24 protein-coding genes and 1 tRNA gene are annotated in these 19,638 nt (G+C 60.8%); 17 read left to right on the top strand and 8 right to left on the bottom strand.

Features of this window, described 5'->3' with window-relative positions; all coding sequences use genetic code 11:
• Positions 1 to 251: 251 nt before the first annotated feature.
• Entirely contained in the window at positions 252 to 590 is a 339-nt protein-coding gene (locus tag JNB71_RS01320) for a hypothetical protein (RefSeq protein WP_220370050.1), read from the top strand.
• Positions 591 to 696: 106 nt separating this feature from the next.
• Here the strand turns inward: JNB71_RS01320 and JNB71_RS01315 are convergent, their stop codons facing one another.
• A complete protein-coding gene (locus JNB71_RS01315; protein WP_220370049.1) occupies positions 697 to 987 on the bottom strand; it encodes a hypothetical protein in 291 nt (96 codons plus the stop codon).
• A 191-nt stretch (positions 988 to 1,178) separates the two neighbouring features.
• On the opposite strand from JNB71_RS01315, the gene JNB71_RS01310 reads away from it, so the two are divergent.
• The 7 genes from JNB71_RS01310 to JNB71_RS01280 all read left to right on the top strand — a co-directional run bounded on the left by JNB71_RS01310 (position 1,179) and on the right by JNB71_RS01280 (position 5,868).
• Positions 1,179 to 1,253, top strand: a tRNA-Asn gene (locus JNB71_RS01310).
• 214 nt (positions 1,254 to 1,467) lie between these two features.
• Complete coding sequence (locus JNB71_RS01305) at positions 1,468 to 2,298, top strand: class I SAM-dependent methyltransferase (RefSeq protein WP_220370048.1); 831 nt, start codon at positions 1,468 to 1,470, stop codon at positions 2,296 to 2,298.
• A gap of 108 nt (positions 2,299 to 2,406) precedes the next feature.
• Entirely contained in the window at positions 2,407 to 3,039 is a 633-nt protein-coding gene (locus JNB71_RS01300) for a LysE family translocator (RefSeq protein ID WP_220370047.1), read from the top strand.
• A gap of 222 nt (positions 3,040 to 3,261) precedes the next feature.
• The gene (locus JNB71_RS01295) at positions 3,262 to 3,558 is read left to right on the top strand and encodes a hypothetical protein (protein WP_220370046.1); all 297 of its coding nucleotides are present in this window, start codon (positions 3,262 to 3,264) and stop codon (positions 3,556 to 3,558) included.
• 242 nt (positions 3,559 to 3,800) lie between these two features.
• Positions 3,801 to 5,054: an SAM-dependent methyltransferase gene (locus JNB71_RS01290; RefSeq protein WP_220370045.1), complete on the top strand. Its 1,254-nt coding sequence runs from the start codon at positions 3,801 to 3,803 to the stop codon at positions 5,052 to 5,054.
• Positions 5,055 to 5,192: 138 nt separating this feature from the next.
• Positions 5,193 to 5,555 (top strand): SMR family transporter, encoded by a 363-nt coding sequence (locus JNB71_RS01285; RefSeq protein WP_220370044.1) that lies wholly within the window; start codon positions 5,193 to 5,195, stop codon positions 5,553 to 5,555.
• Positions 5,542 to 5,868, top strand: a complete 327-nt coding sequence (locus tag JNB71_RS01280) for an SMR family transporter (RefSeq protein WP_220370043.1) — start codon at positions 5,542 to 5,544, stop codon at positions 5,866 to 5,868. The genes JNB71_RS01285 and JNB71_RS01280 overlap by 14 nt, the downstream gene beginning before the upstream one ends.
• Here JNB71_RS01280 and JNB71_RS01275 read toward each other — a convergent pair.
• A complete protein-coding gene (locus JNB71_RS01275) occupies positions 5,856 to 6,698 on the bottom strand; it encodes an SDR family NAD(P)-dependent oxidoreductase (RefSeq protein WP_220370042.1) in 843 nt (280 codons plus the stop codon). The genes JNB71_RS01280 and JNB71_RS01275 overlap by 13 nt on opposite strands.
• 396 nt (positions 6,699 to 7,094) lie before the next feature.
• Here JNB71_RS01275 and JNB71_RS01270 point away from each other — a divergent pair, with 396 nt between their 5' ends.
• The 5 genes from JNB71_RS01270 (at position 7,095) to JNB71_RS01250 (ending at position 10,878) form a co-directional block, all read left to right on the top strand.
• Positions 7,095 to 8,135, top strand: a complete 1,041-nt coding sequence (locus tag JNB71_RS01270) for a cysteine synthase A (protein WP_220370041.1) — start codon at positions 7,095 to 7,097, stop codon at positions 8,133 to 8,135.
• A gap of 7 nt (positions 8,136 to 8,142) precedes the next feature.
• Positions 8,143 to 8,886: an alanyl-tRNA editing protein gene (locus JNB71_RS01265; RefSeq protein ID WP_431027857.1), complete on the top strand. Its 744-nt coding sequence runs from the start codon at positions 8,143 to 8,145 to the stop codon at positions 8,884 to 8,886.
• A 15-nt stretch (positions 8,887 to 8,901) separates the two neighbouring features.
• Positions 8,902 to 9,756, top strand: a complete 855-nt coding sequence (sseA, locus tag JNB71_RS01260; protein ID WP_220370040.1) for a 3-mercaptopyruvate sulfurtransferase — start codon at positions 8,902 to 8,904, stop codon at positions 9,754 to 9,756.
• Between the two features lie 5 nt (positions 9,757 to 9,761).
• Positions 9,762 to 10,328: a GNAT family N-acetyltransferase gene (locus JNB71_RS01255; RefSeq protein ID WP_220370039.1), complete on the top strand. Its 567-nt coding sequence runs from the start codon at positions 9,762 to 9,764 to the stop codon at positions 10,326 to 10,328.
• A 79-nt stretch (positions 10,329 to 10,407) separates the two neighbouring features.
• Positions 10,408 to 10,878, top strand: a complete 471-nt coding sequence (locus JNB71_RS01250; RefSeq protein ID WP_220370038.1) for a DUF1203 domain-containing protein — start codon at positions 10,408 to 10,410, stop codon at positions 10,876 to 10,878.
• Between the two features lie 54 nt (positions 10,879 to 10,932).
• On the opposite strand, the gene ald is transcribed toward JNB71_RS01250, so the two are convergent.
• Positions 10,933 to 12,051 carry an alanine dehydrogenase gene (gene ald / locus JNB71_RS01245; protein WP_220370037.1) on the bottom strand — a complete coding sequence of 373 codons (1,119 nt, stop codon included), beginning with the start codon at positions 12,049 to 12,051 and terminating at the stop codon, positions 10,933 to 10,935.
• Between the two features lie 157 nt (positions 12,052 to 12,208).
• Here ald and JNB71_RS01240 point away from each other — a divergent pair, with 157 nt between their 5' ends.
• A complete protein-coding gene (locus JNB71_RS01240; protein ID WP_220370036.1) occupies positions 12,209 to 12,667 on the top strand; it encodes an Lrp/AsnC family transcriptional regulator in 459 nt (152 codons plus the stop codon).
• Between the two features lie 21 nt (positions 12,668 to 12,688).
• On the opposite strand, the gene JNB71_RS01235 is transcribed toward JNB71_RS01240, so the two are convergent.
• Together JNB71_RS01235 and JNB71_RS01230 are read right to left on the bottom strand one after the other, a co-directional pair.
• Positions 12,689 to 13,942, bottom strand: coding sequence for a GGDEF domain-containing protein (locus JNB71_RS01235; RefSeq protein ID WP_220371112.1), 1,254 nt, complete (start codon positions 13,940 to 13,942; stop codon positions 12,689 to 12,691).
• A gap of 143 nt (positions 13,943 to 14,085) precedes the next feature.
• Entirely contained in the window at positions 14,086 to 14,397 is a 312-nt protein-coding gene (locus JNB71_RS01230) for an HlyU family transcriptional regulator (RefSeq protein ID WP_220370035.1), read from the bottom strand.
• 105 nt (positions 14,398 to 14,502) lie between these two features.
• Here JNB71_RS01230 and JNB71_RS01225 point away from each other — a divergent pair, with 105 nt between their 5' ends.
• Positions 14,503 to 15,393, top strand: coding sequence for an alpha/beta hydrolase (locus JNB71_RS01225; RefSeq protein ID WP_220370034.1), 891 nt, complete (start codon positions 14,503 to 14,505; stop codon positions 15,391 to 15,393).
• Positions 15,394 to 15,419: 26 nt separating this feature from the next.
• On the opposite strand, the gene ilvA is transcribed toward JNB71_RS01225, so the two are convergent.
• Positions 15,420 to 16,667: a threonine ammonia-lyase gene (gene ilvA / locus JNB71_RS01220; RefSeq protein WP_220370033.1), complete on the bottom strand. Its 1,248-nt coding sequence runs from the start codon at positions 16,665 to 16,667 to the stop codon at positions 15,420 to 15,422.
• Positions 16,668 to 16,904: 237 nt separating this feature from the next.
• Between ilvA and JNB71_RS01215 the strand changes: the two genes are divergently transcribed.
• Positions 16,905 to 17,462: a hypothetical protein gene (locus tag JNB71_RS01215; RefSeq protein ID WP_223215765.1), complete on the top strand. Its 558-nt coding sequence runs from the start codon at positions 16,905 to 16,907 to the stop codon at positions 17,460 to 17,462.
• Positions 17,463 to 17,474: 12 nt separating this feature from the next.
• Here JNB71_RS01215 and JNB71_RS01210 read toward each other — a convergent pair whose 3' ends face one another.
• Positions 17,475 to 18,230, bottom strand: a complete 756-nt coding sequence (locus JNB71_RS01210; RefSeq protein ID WP_220370031.1) for a competence/damage-inducible protein A — start codon at positions 18,228 to 18,230, stop codon at positions 17,475 to 17,477.
• A gap of 417 nt (positions 18,231 to 18,647) precedes the next feature.
• Between JNB71_RS01210 and JNB71_RS01205 the strand changes: the two genes are divergently transcribed.
• A complete protein-coding gene (locus tag JNB71_RS01205; protein WP_220370030.1) occupies positions 18,648 to 18,890 on the top strand; it encodes a DUF2188 domain-containing protein in 243 nt (80 codons plus the stop codon).
• Positions 18,891 to 19,221: 331 nt separating this feature from the next.
• On the opposite strand, the gene JNB71_RS01200 is transcribed toward JNB71_RS01205, so the two are convergent.
• Positions 19,222 to 19,482 carry a hypothetical protein gene (locus JNB71_RS01200; RefSeq protein ID WP_346657229.1) on the bottom strand — a complete coding sequence of 87 codons (261 nt, stop codon included), beginning with the start codon at positions 19,480 to 19,482 and terminating at the stop codon, positions 19,222 to 19,224.
• Positions 19,483 to 19,638: the final 156 nt, after the last annotated feature.

Below are 19,638 nucleotides of genomic sequence, written 5' to 3'. Positions count from 1 at the left end.
AAAGATCACTCCGGAATCGAGAAACAAATCAAGAACGAACACTATATGTTCCATATGTGTTCCGCAAGTCCCTAAAATTCGCGGCGCTTTTGCAGAAGGGCAAATTACCCCGATGGCGGTAGAAATCCGACGTCGCCGCCCAGCAACCCGCGTCGGCCTGTGTCGCTTGGGAACATTTGCACCTGTGCGGCCGTTTTCCGCTGGTGTTGAAACATTGCAGCGGCCCGGATGTCGTTGCGAGGAGGCGGGAAATGGAAGTCGATGAACGCGGTAACAAGGTTTCGGCCGAAGACGCGAACCGCACTGTGAAGGTCAGCGGCGTGGCGGCGCGACAGGGGCTGCTTGGACGCCCGGTTCTGATGGTTCTCATCGGCGGCCTGGTGCTGGCGGGCCTGGCCTGGGCGGGCGCCGAGCTGTTTGGCGAAAGCACCGACAATGATGCGGCAACACAGGTCGAGGAGATTGCGCCGGCCAAGGAAGGCATCCCGGCCGACCAGGGTACCGGCGGCAATACGCCGGCAACGGGCGAGCAGATGCAGCCGGCCCCGGTCGACAAGGATCCGACCCCGCAGACCGGTTCCAGCGGCTAGGCAGTAGCGCCGGGTACTCATCCGCTGGAACAGAAGTCGTCGGCTCTGTGGCAATCGTTGACCTATGCATGAGGCATTGCTCAGCGGATGACCGACCCGGCTAATATCAGCGCGGGTTGGTCTTCGTCGTCTCCCGCTTGCGCGCCCACCAGACGGACAGTCTGCGGCGCTGGCGCCGGACGAAGGCAAGGTCGTGCGAAAGCACGATCAGGCCCACCGGTATCATCCAGAAGCCAAGAAAGGGCAGAAAACCGAGAATGCCGCCAAAGATCAACACGGCACCAAGGGCAATGCGCCAGGCTCGCGATTGCGGCAGCTGCAGCCGCCAGGAGCCGAGAATGAGTTCATGCGTGCGCGGATCGATACCGAATTTTTTCGTTTTCTGCGATTCTGCCATGGTCACCTGTCGAACTACGCCCCCAACCCCATTGGAGCAGGGAATTTCGGTCGTCCTCGCCCAAGCGGGCACTCTCCTCAATATGGGCGTTCTCCACAGTCAGACAAGATTGTGCACTTTTTTTGAAAAACCGCTTGGCAAATCGGAAAAGCATTTGTATTAGCAGCCTCACTTCTGCAGCGCGCAGATGATCCCTGGTAGCTCAGCGGTAGAGCATTCGACTGTTAATCGACAGGTCGCCGGTTCGAATCCGGCCCGGGGAGCCAGTTTCAAGGGCTGCGTCAAAGGCGCAGCCCTTTTTCGTTGCGTGTCGACGGCGAGCGCTCGCTCCGCCTGCCCTTTTGCGCCCGTCCTTAATCGCAGCTGTTTTGTCGCCTATACTGCCCGGTAAGGTCTTGCGTGCAACAGCGCCGCCATGCGTCTGACGAGATTTGCGCAAGGAGCGGCTTGAAGCGCCGGCCCTCGCTACACGGGTGCACCATGACAGGTGAAAAGGTGTCGCTCACCAAGGAGAAGGAAACCCTCCTCATCACGCTTTCTGCGAAGGCGGGGGAAAGCCGCATGCCGGATTCGCTTCTCAAGGATCGCTTCGCCGCTGAAGCTGTCAGCCGGATCGACTACGATTTCTCGAGGCTGAACGTGGATCGTGACATGATGATCGGCGTGGCTATGCGTGCCCATACGCTCGATGGCTGGACGCGTGAGTTCATCGCACGCCATCCCGACGCGAGCGTGCTGCATCTCGGCTGCGGGTTGGACAGTCGTGTCTTTCGCATCGATCCGCCGCCGACGATCCAGTGGTTCGAGGTGGACTATTGCGAGGTAATCGCGTTGCGCCGCAAGCTCTATCCGGAGCGGGAATCCTGCAGTCTCATCGGGTCGTCCGTCATCGACCGGCATTGGCTTGCAGATGTACCCGCCGACCGTCCGACGATCATCGTCGCCGAGGGGCTCTTTCCCTACTTGGCGGAGGATGAGGTCCCAAGATTGCTGCGGCGGCTTACGGCGCACCTTGCGCGTGGCGAGGTGGTCTTCGATGGCTATAGCCGGCTCGGACTGGCGCTCATCAGCTGGCAGCCTTCCGTGCGCGCGACCGGAGCCAGGCTGCGTTGGGCAATGGACGATCCGCGTGGACTCGAAAGGCAGGTCCCGCGGCTGAAATTGCAGACGGAGCTGCTGGCCTACGATCCGCGCGCCTACGATTCGAAGCAAATCGAAAGGCTGTCCTGGGCGGCACGGTTGACGATCGGCCTCTTTGCTGCCCTTCCGGCGCTTGGGAAAATCGGCCGGCTGTTGCGCTATCGGTTCTGAAATCACCGCGCGTGATTCCCTCCAGGCTTTGGCATCGTTTGGCGCGACAGTCCGTAATTTGCCGTGTACAGAGAAAGTTGCGCCTCGCCTGCCGAACCGGAGCCGACCATGCCATCGACCGAACTGCTGATCGCCTTTCTCGCCACCACCGCCGTCTTTGCCTATGTTCCGGGTCCTGCCATGCTTTATGCGGCGGCCCAGACGATTGCGCGCGGCCGGTGGTCAGGGCTTATGGCCGCATTGGGCATTCATCTTGGCGGATACGCCCATGTTTTTGCCGCGGCCGCCGGCTTGTCGATCCTGTTCCACGCCGTGCCGGTGCTGTACATGGCCGTGAAACTGGCCGGGGCGGCATATCTTGTCTGGCTCGGCATTGCGCTGTTTCGTGCACGGGCCGATGGGCATGAAGCCCTGCCCGGCACCGAGCCGAAATCCGGCCGGCGGGCTTTTTTTGAAAGCGTCACCGTCGAGGTTCTCAACCCCAAGACGGCGATCTTCTTTGTGGCCTTCCTGCCGCAATTTGTCGACGTTTCCGCCGCGTTCCCCGTCTGGCTGCAACTTGCCATTCTCGGGACGATCGTCAATCTCGTGTTTACGTCCGCCGATATCGTCTGTGTGTTTTTGGCCGGCGCCGTGATCGGCCGGCTGCGCCGATCAACCCATGCGCGGCGGGTGATGCAGCGCGCCGGTGGCGCGATGCTGATCGGATTGGGGGCTCACCTTGCCTTTCAGAAGAGCTGAATCCTCGAGGTTGCCGGGCTCTTTTTGAAAAGAGCAGGATCGGTGACGGAGAGTTGAGCCGAACCGTCTCTGGGCTGGGTGCTTTTGAAAAGGAGAGCAACGGCGACGGTCAAAGCAATGTGCGTTGCGCCTTTCGGCGTAGCGCGCCGACCACTCCTTTCGGCAATCTTGACGGCCGGGTGCAATCTGCCACTCTACAGCCATGGGGAGTGGGGGAAGTCGATGACAACAATTGTCAGGACGGAAAAACGCAGGCGTGGAGTATTCGGAATTCTTGTGTGGTGGACGTTCTTGGCCTTCAATGCCGTGATGGCCTCGTCGCTTTTTTACGCGATCATGTTCACGTCGGAAAAGGTCGGCGAAGGCCTGCATGCTGAAATGCAGGCCGGCAAAGCAATCGGCGAAACATCCACGGCAGCTGCCTTGCTGTGGGTGTGGGTTATCGGCTCGGTGATCCTCGGCTTGATCGTCGCCCTGACCCGCAGAACGAGGGGGTCCCGTTCACAAAAGATCGATTGAGCGCTCGTCGAACGGTCAAAGGACGTTCCTCGGCTTGACATGCAGCCCGCGGCTGGGTGCGCCTGGGCACTTTTGATCGCGCCATATTTCCGGGCCGCTTCCGCCTTTCGTGGGGCTGCTGTCTGTCGTTTGCAGTCCCGCAGGCAGCACAGGGCCGAATTTTCTCATGAAATCAACGTTGGCGACCCGGCCAAAATGAGGTTACTTTATGGCGAGAGCAATGATTGCCGAGGATCTGTCGTATGAATGCAGCAGACACCTGTTATTGCGAGCCGAAGGATGGTGAGCGTCTTTCCTCTGAAAATCTATCGCGGATCATCAAGGGTCTGCCCGCCAAGGCGCAAATGGTGCTGCGCGGCCTCGTACACATGCAGGCCGGCTGCCTGAAGCTGACACTGCCCGATAGCCGCAAGGTCGTCGTCAAGGGCAAGATAGAGGGGCCCGTCGCTTCGGTTACCCTCCACAACTGGAACATGCCGCAAAGGGCCCTCAGCGGCGGCACCATCGCCGTTGCCGAAAGCTATATGGACGGTGACTGGGACAGCCCGGATGTCGGCGCCTTTCTCGAGCTGTTCCTCGTCAACACCGATGTCGGACGCAATTTTTCCAATGGTGCCCGCGGCGTGCTGCGGCTGGTCGAAAAATTTCGCCACTGGATGAATGCCAATACGAAGACGGGCTCAAAGCGGAACATTTCCGCCCACTACGACCTCGGCAACGCCTTCTACAAGGAGTGGCTGGACCCGACCATGACCTATTCCTCGGCCCTCTATTCGACCGGGGCGAGTGATCTGCAATCGGCGCAGCGCGCCAAATACCGGGCGCTTGCCGATGCTGCCGGGATCAAGGCCGGCCATCACGTGCTTGAAATCGGCTGCGGCTGGGGTGGCTTTGCCGAATATGCGGCGGGCGAGATCGGCTGCAAGGTAACCGGTCTTACCATCAGCCGCGAGCAACTCGCCTTTGCCAACGAGCGGATGAGGAATGCCGGATTGTCGGATAAGGTTGAGATCAAGTTCCAGGATTATCGCGACGAAAACGGGCTTTACGACCGGATCGTCTCGATCGAGATGTTCGAGGCCGTCGGCGAAAAATATTGGCCGGCCTATTTCTCGCAACTGCAACGCTGCCTGAAACCGGGTGGCAAGGCCGGTCTGCAGATCATCACCATCAAGCCGGAGGCCTACCACGAATACCGCGCCAATCCGGACTTTATCCAGAAATATGTTTTCCCCGGCGGCATGCTGCCGACGCGTGAGCATCTGATCGACCTTGGCCGCAAGGTCGGCTTGAAGATGAGCGGCGACTTCGGCTTCGGCCTCGACTACGCACGCACGCTCGCCGAATGGCGTCAGCGCTTCTGGAGCGTCTGGGACAAGGTCGAGCCGCTCGGCTTCGATGCGCGCTTCAAGCGCCTGTGGGAATTCTATCTGTTCTATTGCGAGGCCGGTTTCCGGGCACGGAACATCGACGTCCGACAGATAGTCTACGAATGAGAGTATCGCCGGCGGTGCTCGGTCGCCGGATCCTTCTGTCTTCTCTTTCAGCAACAAAGCCGTCGCCATGGCTTTACCGCCGATGCCCGGACGCTTATGCAGGCAGCATCTTTTCAATACCGTTCCAAAGGGGATGACGTGCGTCTTGCATGGGTTTTTCTGGCGCTCGCCATTGCCACCGAAGTTATCGGCCTAACCGTGATGAAAGCGGCTTCGTCCAGCGGCGGCACCTGGGGCTACGCCGTGATGTATGCCTCCATCGCCCTCTCCTATGTGTTTCTCGCCAAGGCGGTGAAGACGATTTCGGTCGGCGTCGCCTACGCGATATGGGAAGGTTCCGGCATTGGACTGATCACCCTGGTTTCCGTTTTCGTCTTCAATCACGTGCTGAGCAACCAGGAGATGATCGGCCTGCTGATGGCGGTTGGTGGCATCGTTCTCGTCAATGCCGGCGAAGTCCACGACGAAGAGGACATGAAAGTGGCCGATGACCGCGTCTAACGTCTATTTCCTTTTCGCGGTGCTGGCGGGTGTCCTGGATGTCGCAGCCAATCTGGCGTCCACCAAGTCCAACGGGTTTGCGCGCCGCGGCTGGGGCGTTCTGTCAATCCTGCTCGTGCTTGCAGCCTTTGCGCTGCTGGTGGAAGCTGTCAAGGGCATGGAACTGGCGATCGCCTATGCCATTCTCGGCGCAACCGGGATTTTCGGGACGGCGATCTGCGGCCGCGTCCTGTTCGGTCAGAAGTTGAAGCCGATCGGCTGGGCAGGCCTTGTCCTCGTCTTCGGCGCGGTTGTCGTCCTTCACACGGCCTGAGGGTCGCGTGCCATCGCCGTTGCAGCGGGACGCGGCGTCACGAGGGGCCGGTCTTTCCATCCCGTCAGCCTGTTGAGGAGCCAGAAATAAGCTCCATAAGGCAGGAACCTGAGAATCTTCATCATATAGGTGAAGCGCCTCGGAAAGGTAATTTCGAAACTGCCTGATTTCAGCCCCGAGACGATGCGATCAGCCGCTTGTTCGGCGCTGATCAAGGCCGGCATCGAAAATGTATTCTTTGCCGTCTCGGCGGTCGCAACAAAACCCGGATTGATGATCTGGAGGCGGATGCCGGCCTTGTCGAGGTCGAATTTCAGGCTCTCGGCCATGTTGATCAAGGCGGCCTTCGTCGCGCCGTAGGCGGCACCGGTGGGCAGGCCACCATAACCAGCAGCCGCGCAGACGATGGCAATCTGCCCGTGCCCCCTCGCCTGCATGTGGCGCACGGCAGGCAAGAGGCAATTGACGGTGCCGTGCAGGTTGACCGCAAAGGTCTTCTCGAAATCCTCGCGATGCATGTCTTCCCCGTGGATGGGGATAGAAACGCCGGCATTGAGCACCGTCAGCGCCATGGCGCCATGTTCGTATTCGATGGACGCGAGCGCGCGCTCCATATCGCGAGGATCGGTGACATCGCCGTCGAGCACGATGATCTTTCCGGGACCTGGCGCTTCTCTCTGAAGCTGCACCAGCTTTTCGTGGTCCCGGGCCGTCACGGCCACGTCGAACCCGTCTCTTGCAAGGCGCAATGCCAATGCGCGGCCAATACCCGAACTCGCCCCCGTGACCCAAGCCAAACCCTGCTCGGGATGTGCAACAAAATCGGTCATGGACGTTCCTTTCGCGGTCCACGCCAATCGGTAGCGCGGAGATCACAAAACAATACGTTTCGAAATCCAGTTTGTTCCCGCATTCGGGCCATTCGACGGCAGGCAGGCGATTCTGGTGGTCAGATCCATGCCGCGGATGAGCAGCCTCGAAGACTGCTGCGCCACGACGAAGCCTCAAAAGCTCTGCAGCGGGCAATTTTTGCCCGCGACGACATCCAGATGAAACACTTTTTCTTGCTTCACCCGGAACTCCAGCCCAAAAGACGCTAGGATTCCGGCATGTTGCACCCGCGAAGCTGAAAACGGCTGATGCGGTTTGCACATGTCCTGCTAAGATCATCATCACCAGCTCAGGCCGCGGCCTGATGCGATAGCCCGCAGTCAAGAGGTTCGCTCATGTCCGTTCTGCCCTCCGTTCTCGACGCCATCGGCAACACGCCGCTGATCCGCCTCAAGGGCGCGTCCGAGGCAACCGGCTGCACCATCCTCGGCAAGGCTGAATTTCTCAATCCCGGCCAGTCGGTGAAGGATCGGGCGGCGCTGTCGATCATCCGCCAGGCGGAAAAGTCCGGCCAGCTCAAGCCGGGCGGCGTCATCGTCGAAGGGACGGCCGGCAACACCGGCATCGGTCTTGCGCTGGTGGCACAGGCACTCGGTTATCGCACCGTGATCGTCATTCCGGAAACCCAGAGCGAGGAGAAGAAGGACGCGCTGAGGCTGCTCGGCGCCGAGCTCGTCGAGGTCCCCGCCGTTCCCTACAAGAACCCCAACAACTATGTGAAGCTTTCCGGCCGCCTCGCCGCCGAACTGGCAAAGACCGAGCCGAACGGCGCGATCTGGGCCAACCAATTCGACAATGTCGCCAATCGCGACGCGCATGTCGAAACGACTGCGCCGGAAATCTGGCGCGACACCGACGGCAAGGTCGACGGCTTCATCTGCGCGGTCGGTTCCGGCGGCACGCTCGCGGGCGTGGCGCTCGGGCTCAAGTCGAAGAACCCGGACATCAAGATCGGCATTGCCGATCCGGAGGGTGCCGCACTCTATAACTACTACGCCCATGGTGAGCTGAAAGCCTCGGGCGGTTCGATCACCGAGGGCATCGGCCAGGGTCGCATCACCGCCAACCTCGAAGGGTTCACGCCGGATTTCGCCTATCAGATCCCGGACAGCGAAGCCATTCCGCTCGTGTTCGATCTGATTGAAAACGAAGGCATCTGCGTTGGCGGCTCTACCGGCATCAACATTGCCGGCGCCATCCGCCTGGCAAAAGACCTGGGTCCGGGTCATACCATCGTGACGATCCTCTGCGACTATGGTAACCGCTATCAGTCGAAACTGTTCAACCCGACGTTTCTGAAGTCCAAGGGCCTTCCCGTTCCGGCCTGGCTGACCAGGAATTCCGGTATAACGGTGCCATACGAACCCGCCGGATAAGCATCTCATGATGACGACTGCCCTTTTTCGCGATGATTTCTACCTTTCGACGACAGAGGCAATCGTTACGGGAATAAGGGAAGACGGCGGCATCGAGCTCGACCAGACCTGCTTTTACGCGACGTCGGGCGGCCAGCCCGGCGACAGCGGTTTCTTCGAGCGCGCCGACGGCGGACGCATCGAAATCGCCACGACGCGCAATGGCGACACCAAGGACATCATCATCCACGTTCCCGCTGCCGATCAGCCGGTTCCGCTGGTCGGCGAAAAGCTCGTTCTGCATATCGACTGGCCGCGCCGCTACAGGCTGATGCGCATGCATACGGCCTGCCATCTCCTTTCTGTCGTCTGCCCGTTCCCGATTACCGGCGCTGCCGTCGGCGAGGAGGAAAGCCGCGTCGATTTCGACATGAGCGAAACCATCGACAAGGATGAGGTGACGTTGGCACTGATGAAGCTCGTCAACGAAAACCACCCGGTCTATCTGCAGTGGATCACCGACGCCGACCTTGCCGCCAATCCCGACATCGTCAAATCGAAGAACGTTCGCCCGCCTGTGGGCCTCGGCCGCGTCAGCCTCGTCTGCATCGGTGAGAATTCCGCGGTGGACAGCCAGCCCTGTGGTGGCACGCACGTATCCGAAACCCAGGAAGTCGGCTCCGTCTTCATCGCCAAAATTGAAAAGAAGGGCAAGGAAAACCGCCGTTTCCGCATCCGGTTCGGCACGCCCGAAACCGGGCCAATCGTTTGACCGGAGAATAGAGCAATGAGCGAACAGAAAAGCGCCTTCGTCGTTTCTGCCGATTGGCTGGAACAGCGGCTGAACGATCCGACTGTCAAGATCATCGATGCCTCCTGGTATCTGCCAGCACAGAAGCGCGATCCGAAAGCGGAGTATGCCGCCGCGCATATCCCGGGGGCAGTGTTCTACGATCAGGATGTCATCGCCGACCTGACGAGCGGCCTGCCGCACACCATCCCCTCGCCCGCTGCCTTCGCCGATGCCGTCGGCAAGCTCGGCGTCAGCGAGACAGACACGATCGTCGTCTATGACGGCCCGGGCATCTTCACCGCGCCGCGCGTCTGGTGGCTGCTACGCACCATGGGGGCAAGGTCGGTCTTCGTGCTGGATGGCGGCATGGACGGCTGGAAGGCGGAAGGCCGACCGATGATCGCGGATGTCCCGACGCCGGTTGCTGTCAAATTCCAACCCCAGTTCAACGCCTCAGCGATCACCTCATTCGCCGAAATGATCGACATCGTCGCCACCGGAAAAAGCCAGATAGCCGATGCGCGCGGTGCCGCCCGCTTTACCGGCGACGAAGCCGAGCCAAGGCCCGGCATGCGTTCCGGCCACATGCCGGGCGCGAAAAGCCTCCCCTCCGGCGTCTTTTCTACCGGCGGCAAGCTCAAGTCCCTGGATGCGCTCAGGGAAACCATCGAATCTGCCGGCATCGATCTTGAAAAACCTGTCGTTACCACTTGCGGCTCCGGTATCACCGCTGCGATCATCACGCTTGCGCTGCAATCGTTGGGCCATACGGACAATAAGCTCTATGATGGGTCCTGGTCGGAATGGGGCAGCCGGACGGATACGCCGGTGGTGACGGGAAAAGAGTGATCGAAATGATCGAGGAACAAGCTAGAGAGCCGCTCGCGGTGCGCGTCACCGAATTGGAAATGACGGCTGCGCCGAAGCAGAGCCTGCCCGTACCGGTGAACATCCAGACTGCGATCATGCGCGTGCCGGAAATCCCCTTGCCGTTCTACCGCTTTCTCTATCTGCAGGTCGGCCGGCGCTGGAGCTGGGTCGACCGGTTGCGGCTGAGCGATGCGGAGTTGGCTGCTGTTCTGCACGACAAGCGCAACTCGGTAACCGTTCTCTACGTCAACGGCGCGCCGGCTGGATTTTTCGAGCTGCTGCAGGTCGACGAGGACAATGTCGAGCTATCGCATTTCGGGATGTTCGAGCGCGCCCTTGGCCTCGGGCTCGGAAAGTGGTTCCTGCTGCAGACGCTTTATGCGGCCTGGAGCTCCAATCCGAAAGTCGTCCGTGTGTCGACCAACACGCTCGACCATCCTCGCGCGCTGCAACTCTACCAGCGCTTCGGCTTCTCTCCGGTTTCGACCCACGATGCGACGGTGCAGCCGCTGAGCGACGAAGAATTGCTGGCGCTCGCCCGGAGTCTGTAAGCAGCCGATTCGGCAAGAATCGGGTGTCGCGAGCGGCCCACGCATGGCATTCCTCCTGCACGGAACTGGAGGAAATCACATGGCCCTGCGTTACAAACCTATGCCGAGCGGTCTCGCGGCACGCTACCGCCGCCGCGAACCGGATGCCTATGGCCTGACGCCCGAACTGCGTGTCTCGGATGGCGATGGCATGCCCTGCCGCCACTGCCTTGCCAACATCGCCGCCGGCGACCCCTACCTGATCCTTGCGTACCGGCCCTTCCCGACACTGCAGCCCTATGCCGAGACCGGCCCGATCTTCCTGCATGCGCAGGAATGCGAAGCCTATGCGGATGGCAAGGCCGTTCCGCCGATCCTGACGACGAGCAAGGATTATCTGCTGCGCGGCTATGGTGCAGACGATTGTATCGTCTATGGGAGCGGCGCAGTGACGCCGGTCGATGAACTCGACGCCCGCGCTGCCGAACTGCTCGAGCGCCCGGAAATCGCCTATGTGCATGTCCGCTCGGCCCGCAACAATTGCTATCAGTGCCGCATCGAACGCGCATGAAAACGGGGCCGAAATCGTCGGCCCCGCTATAGTCAGTGTCGCCTATGACTGGGGTCAGGCGATTTTCAGCACGGCTTCCGGCGCGTGGTTTTCGTAGCCGAGCGCCTCGGCGACCGCCTTGTTCGTCACGCGGCCCTTGTGGACGTTGAGGCCCGCGCGCAGATGCCGGTCCTCGGCAATCGCCTTCAGGCCGCGGTCGGCAAGCTGCAAGCCATAAAACAGGGTCGCATTGTTCAATGCCTGGGCCGAAGTGATCGGAACGGCGCCCGGCATGTTGGCGACGCAGTAATGCACGATGCCATCGACTTCGTAGGTCGGATCCGAATGCGTCGTCGCATGCGAGGTCTCGAAGCAGCCGCCCTGGTCGATGGCGACATCGACGATGACGGCACCCTTCTTCATGCCGGAAAGCATTTCGCGCGTGACGAGCTTGGGCGCAGCCGCACCCGGAATGAGTACCGCGCCGATCACGAGGTCGGCCGAGAAGACTTCCTCTTCCAGAGCATCGATGGTCGAAAAGCGCGTATGCACGCGGCCGGCGAAGAGATCATCGAGCTGCCGCAGACGCGGAATGGAGCGATCGAGAATGCTGACGTCGGCGCCGAGACCGGCGGCCATGCGAGCCGCATGGAGACCGACGACACCGCCGCCGATCACCGTGACCTTGGCCGGTAACACGCCCGGAACCCCGCCGAGCAGGATGCCGCGACCGCCATTCGCCTTCTGCAGCGACGTCGCACCGGCCTGGATCGCCAGGCGCCCGGCGACCTCCGACATTGGCGCCAAAAGCGGCAGTCCGCCGCGCTCGTCGGTCACCGTCTCATAGGCGACGGCCGTGACGCCGGAATTGAGCAAGCCCTTTGTCTGTTCCGGATCGGGAGCCAGATGCAGGTAGGTATAGAGAATCTGACCGTCGCGAAGCTGCGCCCATTCCGAGGGCTGCGGCTCCTTGACCTTGACGATCATGTCGGATTTTTCAAAGACGTCCTTGGCCGTGGCCGCGATCTTTGCGCCGGCTGCGCGGTAGGCATCGTCTTCCGCGCCAATCCCTGCGCCAGCCTTGGTTTCGACGATCACCTCGTGGCCATGCGCCACATATTCCCTCACCGATCCGGGTGTCAGGCCGACACGATATTCATGGTTTTTGATTTCCTTCGGGCAACCGACACGCATTTCGCGTTCCTCTCATTTTCGGCATGGGCCGTTGCAGTTTCTACCTGCGTAGAGAAACAGAAAGCAGGTCGCATGTCCTTGCAAAGATGCCGACTTTGAGCATAATATTTCGAATATCCTTGCGCAGATACGATAAATTTCGAAGGAAATTCGACGAATGGCGATAGATGCAATCGATGCTGCGATCCTGCGGATTCTCCAGCAGAACGGCCGCATCGCCAATGCGGAACTTGCAGAGAAGGTGGGGCTTTCCGCCTCCGCCTGCTCGCGCCGTGTCGACATCCTCGAAAAGACCGGTGTCATCAGCGGCTATCACGCGCGCCTGTCGCATAAGGCGCTTGACTACCGCATCATGGTCATCGTCCACATCTCGCTGTCGGGTCAGTTCGCCAAGACGCTGGCCGAGTTCGAGGCGGCGGTGAAACTCTGCCCGAACGTGCTGGTCTGCTATCTGATGTCGGGGGAATACGACTATATCCTGCGCGTCGCCGCCAAGGATCTGGAAGACTACGAGCGCATCCACCGGGACTGGCTCTCCGCCCTGCCACATGTCGTCAAGATCAATTCCAGCTTCTCGCTGCGCGAGATCATCGACCGGCCGAATGTGGGTGTATGATCGGCTCGTCTTGAGGCGCGGTCAGGCGTTGCCAACCACGCAGTTGCGTCCCTTGCGCTTCGCCTCGTAAAGGCGACTATCAGCCTTTGACAGCAGATCTCGCGTCGTTGAACCGTCAACGGGTGTCGAAGCAAGGCCGATGCTGACGGTGACAGTGGAATGATCCGATGTCCTCACATCCGTCATGACGCGCTTGCGCAGGTCCTCGGCGCGCGCCAGCGCGCTCGTATGATCGAGGACGTCGCACAGCACCACGAATTCCTCGCCGCCGTAGCGAAAGAAATAATCGCTCTGGCGCAGACCCGATTGGATCGCGGCCGCAATCGCCTTCAGCACCTTGTCGCCTTCGAGATGGCCGAACCGGTCGTTGACGCTCTTGAAATGATCGGCATCGATCATGATGAGGCTGACGACACCGCCCGATGCCGTCGCATTTCGGATCAATCTCGGCGCTTCGAACTCGAACCGGCTGCGATCGAGCACGCCGGTCAGCATGTCGCGGCCGGATTTCGACAGGAGGTCTTCGTAGCGTTCGCGGAAGGTCAGCGTGTTGAAGATGTCGCCGATCGGCTGGCGCGACACGGACTGCATCGAATGGCTGGAAAATCGCATATAGGCGCCAAGCATCGCGGCGTAGAAGACGGCGGCTCCCATCTTCGCAAACCAGCCGCCCCAGAACACCTCGGCCGGCGCGCCGTTCAGCGCGTGCAGCGCGATGTAGAATCCGGCCTGGTCGAAGGTCAGCACGGCCATCCCGCAGAGGAGGAAGCGCAGCGTGAGGAAACCGCGCACCCAGCGTCCGAGGCGTTCGTAGAGCAGAATGATCAGCAGCGAGTCGAGGTAAAGCAGCAGCGTTCCCCACAGCATCAGCCAGCCCATCTCGTCGATGAAGGCGAGATCGGCCGTCCGGTTTGGCACAACCGATACCGTCTGGTGCATTTGGAGGATCAGGCCGAGTGCGACCGTTAGGAAGTTGCCCGCCAGCAGGCCATAGATCGGCTGGCGCACCGTCGCCGCATCCTCCTTCAGGTAAAGCAGCAGGATCATCATCAGCTTGCCGGAGAACAGTACCGCCGAGCCCGGTGAAATCACGCCGAAGGGCAATTGCACGTAGAAGACGGCGGCGAGATAGGTCTCGATGAAATGCAGAACGCCAAGGGCCGCAATGAAGACGCCGATACCGAGCAGATGGCGCAGGTGCAGCAGCGTGATCATGACCCCGACGTAGACAAGACCTTCGCAGAGAAAAAGAAAGACATTGGTCATCGACAGCAGGCGCCCGGATTTGATCCCACAAACTGTATAAATCGCAAATTTAAAGAAACGTTTACCAAACCGCCTTAGGGCGTGGTGGCGCAACCATACTCAGATTTGACCCGGAACAGATGTGGCAGATCGCCTGCGGGGAGCCCGGACCCTTAGACCTGCCGTGAAGCGACGTCGTCGGCGAACAGCGAAGGGCCGTGCTGGTCGATGATCTGATGCGCCTTGCGCAGGGTCGCATCGATCACATCCTGTTCCGAGCTGAACAGATCGGCCCGGATGAAGGTCCGTACGCGGACGACCCCATCGACGTCCTTCTCGATGGAGCCGGCGAGCCTGAATTGCGCGCCTTCCTTCTGTGGTGTCGCCCGAATCAGGCAATCGCCATAGGTTTCCGTCTTCGCGGAGGATGCAGGGGTCTCCGCTTTGGAGCCGCCACCGAACAATTTTGACAAGAACGAAGCCATGCGAAAGACTTACCATGGCAAACAAACCTGTCAAAGGCTAAGTTCAACGCAGGCGGCGGTCCCGTTGCCGGAGGGAGTACGTGGGATGGCAACGGCTTTGCCCGCATGATGACGAAACCTTTTGCCGCTGCCCCGATCGACGATATCGATGCGCGGCTAGCCGCCGCAGAATCGGCGTTTCCCGACATCCGGCCCGGCCTCGCCAAGGAAGTCGTCTGGTTCGACCCTGCCGGCAAGAGCCGCACAGCCCTCGCTGTTGCCTATATCCATGGGTTTTCCGCCTCGAAGGGCGAGGTCCGCCCCCTGCCCGATCTCGTCGCCAAGGCCCTTGGTGCCAATCTGTTCTACACCCGTCTGGCCGGACACGGGCGCAGCGCCGACGCAATGGCCGAGGCCTCCGTCGAGGCGTGGAAAAAGGACATGGCGGAAGCACTCGATATTGCCAAGCAAATCGGCGAGAGAACGCTGATCATAGCGACCTCCACCGGCGCCTCGCTCGCCACCTGGGCGCTCTCCCAGCCCGGATTGTCCGCCTCTGTTGCCGGCGCCGTTTTTCTCGCGCCGAATTTCAGAATCAAGGCGCGCGGCGCCGGCCTGCTGACGGCGCCGTTTGCCGCAGCGAGTGCACGCCTTCTCCTTGGGCAGCGCCGCAGCTTCGTCCCGTCGAATGCGCTCCATGCCGCCCATTGGACGAACGACTACCCGGTCGCCGCCCTCTTGCCGATGGCGGCACTTGTCCGCCAGGTGCGCGGTCTACCGTTCGAAAGGATCGCGACGCCGGTTCTCTTCATCCATTCGCCTAAAGATCAGGTCGTCGATCCCGTTGAAACGGCAGGCACCGCCAGGCGCTGGGGCGGCTCGGCAACGCTGCTCGATCCCGGCGACATCGGCGACCCGTTTGGTCACGTCATCGCCGGTGACGCCCTGTCGCCGAAAACGACCGCAGCGATCGCCGCCGATATCATAAAATGGTTTAACAAAATCGCCCAACCATAAAACATCACAGGAAAAATACGGTCCGGTTAAATCACCAGATTGGCCAGGATCTCGTTGTCGGTGATATCCTGATAGCGCAGCCCGGCGGCGTCGAAAGCGGCCTTCAGCCGGGGAAAGTTCTCCGGATGCTTGGTTTCAATGCCGATCAGGATCGAGCCGAAGTTGCGTGCCGATTTCTTCAGATATTCGAAGCGGGCGATGTCGTCCTCTTCACCGAGCAGGCCAAGAAAATCCTTGAGCGCGCCGGGACGCTGCGCCATGCGGATGATGAAGTATTTCTTCAGGCCAGTGTGCCGCATCGCCCGTTCCTTGACATCCGGCAGGCGTTCGAAATCGAAGTTTCCGCCGGAGACCACGGCAACGACGGTCTTGCCCTGCAGTCTGTCGCGCCCCAGCGCCTCCAGGGCCGTGATCGACAGCGCACCGGCCGGTTCCAGCACGACGCCCTCGACATTCAGCATGTCGGTCATCGTCACGCAGATGGCGTTTTCCGCCAAGAGCAGCACCTGGTCGACGGAAAAACCCTTCAATGCCGCGAAATTGAGATCGCCGATCCGCCCGACCGCCGCGCCGTCGACGAAATTGTCGACCTGGTCGAGCGTCACCACTGAGCCCGTCTCCAGGCTGCGGCGCAGGCTTGGGGCGCCCTCCGGCTCGCAGAAGACAAAGGATTCGGGGGCAATGACGCCCTTGAGGTAACCCGTCATCCCGGCCGAAAGGCCGCCACCGCCGACCGGCATGATTACCAGATCGGCCATTGTGCCCTCGGGCAATTGCTCCAGGATTTCGGCCGCGACCGTCGCCTGCCCTTCGATGATGTCGGCATGATCGAAGGGCGGCACCATGACGCCGTCGATCTTCTCCACATGATCGCGCGCCGCCTGGTAGAACTGGTCGAAGAAATCGCCGACGAGCCGGATGCTGATGAACTCGCCGCCGAAGATCATCGTCTTGTCGATCTTCTGCTGCGGCGTCGTCACCGGCATGAACACGACGCCCGGCACGCCGAAATGCCGGCAGACGAAGGCGAAGCCCTGGGCGTGGTTGCCGGCCGAGGCACAGACGAAGGTCTTGCCCGTACCGCCCGCCTCGATCACCTTGCGGAAGAAGTTGAACGCGCCGCGGATCTTGTAGGAGCGAACCGGCGAAAGATCCTCGCGTTTCAGGTAGATCGCCGCACCGTAGCGGGCGCTCAGGTGCTCGTTGAGCTGCAGCGGGGTAGCCGGGAACAGAGTGCGCAGTGCCTCGACGGCGTGATCAACGTCCTGCTTCATGAAATGCGGTCTTTCGCTCGGGTTCGTGTCGCCATGCCTATGCCACAACACATGGCGCGAAACCACAGCTATTCGCACTAAGTATACCTTAAGGATCATGTTTAAAAAGTCGGATGCCCCTCACCTTGACACCCGCCTGCAAATCCCGAAAATCCGTGACGGACGCAGATCGTGGGGGAGACAATGCGCACCGACGAACGAAAGAAGGCTCCGACGATTGCGATCCGCGCGGGTCTGATGCTGGCGCTGTTGGCCGGGCCGGCCACTGCCGGTCAGCTTGCGGACGCGGCCATCAAAGCCGAGGCCTTGGCGGCATCCGGCGATGCCGTCGGCGCTCACGACGTCATGCGCACCGCAATCAGCGATTTTTCCGCCACGCTTCCCTTTTCCATCGGCAAGGCGGTGTTCGTCGCGGCTGACCCGGCGGGATACGCCATGTACGATCCGAAGCCCGACGCGCAGTTCAAGCCCGGTGAAGCGCTCGTTTCCTATGTCGAGCCCGTCGGTCTGAGCTGGAAACCGGCGAGCGAGACCGGCAAGCTCCAGTCGCATTTCACCGTGGATCTGGACATCCTGAGCGCCTCCGGCGAAGTTCTCGCCAGCCAGAAGGCCTTTGGCGATTTCACCTTCACCGGCTTTTTCCGCAACCAGGAAATCTATGCGACATTGACCACCGACGTCAGCGGCGCCGCGGCAGGCGATTATATCCTTCGCTTCCATTTCAACGATCTGAACAGCGGCAAGACCGCCAGCGTCGACCAGAAATTCACCATCTCGGCGCCACAAACACCATGAAAAATCGGTGGCTTATGCGCCTTTCTTCGCAGCCGCGATCTTTTCGATCATCGCCCGCACGTCCGCCTCTGCCGCATCGAGCAGCGCCTCGTCGCGCGCGCGGATGACGAGGTCGGTCGAAAACGACTTTCCGTCGAATTTCGGATAGGAGCCGATGCTGGTCATCGGATGAGCCTTCTGCACCTCTCCGAGCGGCCCGCCGATATCCCCCTCGCCGAAGGGTGAAAGCACCGAGCGCGACTTGACCTTCGTGCCGGCCTCGAGCTGCGGCAAAAGCGCGTCCAGCATGGCCTCGAAGACCTGAGGCACGCCGGCCATGACATAGACATTGCCGATGATGAAGCCCGGCGCAGTCGAAACCGCATTGGGGATATGCCGGGCGCCGTTCGGCATGCGCGCCATGCGTCGCCGAGCCTCGGTAAACTCCATGCCGCGCCGCTCATACATCGCGCCGAGCAGGCGCATTGCCTCCGGATCATGAACGCATTCGACACCGAACGCCCGCGAAACCGCATCTGCGGTGATGTCGTCGTGAGTGGGACCGATGCCGCCGGAGGTAAAGACATGGTCGTATTGCCCCCGCAGGGCGTTCAGGGCCGCGACGATCGCCGGCTCGTCGTCGGAGACGATACGCACCTCCTTGAGATCGATGCCGGCCATGGTCAGCATATCGGCGAGATGGCCGATATTCTTGTCCTTTGTCCTGCCCGACAGCAATTCGTCGCCAATGGCGAGCATGGCGGCAGTGACGATTTTTTCGCTGGTCATCGGCAAGTCCTGTTCGGATCGTTCAATTGAAAGTCGCGACGGTCACCCTTCGGGCTCTGACGGCAACCTGCAAACTGATAAATCCGATCTCCAGCGGCAATCAAGCGGAATTGCCGAAAGAGCCGCGGTGACCGAGCTTTCCGACGGCAGGGCAGCCACGGGGGAGACGTCAAGACTATCCATGCAGGAACTCCAATTTTCCTGACGGTATCAAGCCGTTGCCGGTTCTCAAGCTTGGTCAGGCGGAAACTACCAAACGACGCGACTTTCGTGCTACCTTGGGCTGCCCGGACGCAAAATGGAAAAAACCTGCGACCCGCATTTCGGCTATTGGAACAGCGCCTGCACGGGCCGTTCCTTCCGGGCCTGCCGAGGCCGCCAAGGCAATCGAATGCGGCGCGCTCCAGGGAGTAAGACATGGCCAGAGTGGTATATGAGATCGTTGAGCATGATGGCGGATGGGCCTACAAGCTTGCCGACGTCTTTTCCGAGACCTTTCCAACCCGCGACATGGCTCTGGCGGCGGCAAGGGCCGTCGCCGCCGAACAGCAGGTCGGCGGCGACGACGAGGAAATCAGCTTTCAGGATCCAAGCGGCCTCTGGCATTTCGAACACGCCGATGGCGGCGATCGTCCCGAAGCGGTCGTCGAGGACAAATAGCCCCGCTTACCGGGTGGCAACCGGCTCAGCATCGCGAGCATGCCGGAAGAGTGGAGCCCCTCTCCGGTCCCGAAGAGGGGCGTATTTTTAGGTGCTGAAAACGCCGAGTTTCCCTCCCTCGGCATATGGATTAAAGCCGCAAAGGCCGGCCGCAGCAACTGAAACCACTTGTTAACCTTCATGCGTAGGGTTAACCGCGCCGCCGGTTGCCGGCAGGCGGAACCTGCCCGCGGATCAGCCCCGAAGTCTCGGTAAAGCCGGATCATTGTGGGTCGTTTTGGCGATCGCAAGCTCGGGCCGCGCCATGTGCCGTGGAAGATTCTGGAACGCCTCAGAAAGGCATGTCCCCGTCCAGCAGTCCGGCCTGGCGGAACCACCGGTCGACGCTTGCCTGCACGGCCGCTTTGGCCTCATCAAGAGTGTCGGCGGACTGGAAGTCATAACGCGTCGTGCCGTTGCAGCCGGAAACCATCCATTTCCAGGCTCTCTGACCGTCATGCTGCAATATGTAGGCCAGCTGATGCTGCCCGAGCATGCCGGCATAGGAGCGATTTCGGATTGTCTTCCATGTTAGTGGGATTTCCTGCAACACCGCGACCGCGCCTCCATGTTTCCTGGCATGCTAAATATAGGTCGCCCGCGGAACAGGGATAACCCTGTCGTTTGAGGGGTTTTCCGATTCCGGCATAGCCAATTGGTCGAACATGCCTTCATTTGCGACGCATCACGCGGATCTGATCGGCCGTAC

Source organism: Rhizobium herbae, from assembly GCF_019511375.1.
GTDB lineage: Bacteria > Pseudomonadota > Alphaproteobacteria > Rhizobiales > Rhizobiaceae > Pararhizobium > Pararhizobium herbae_A.
This window is presented reverse-complemented; position numbering and strand designations above follow the sequence as displayed.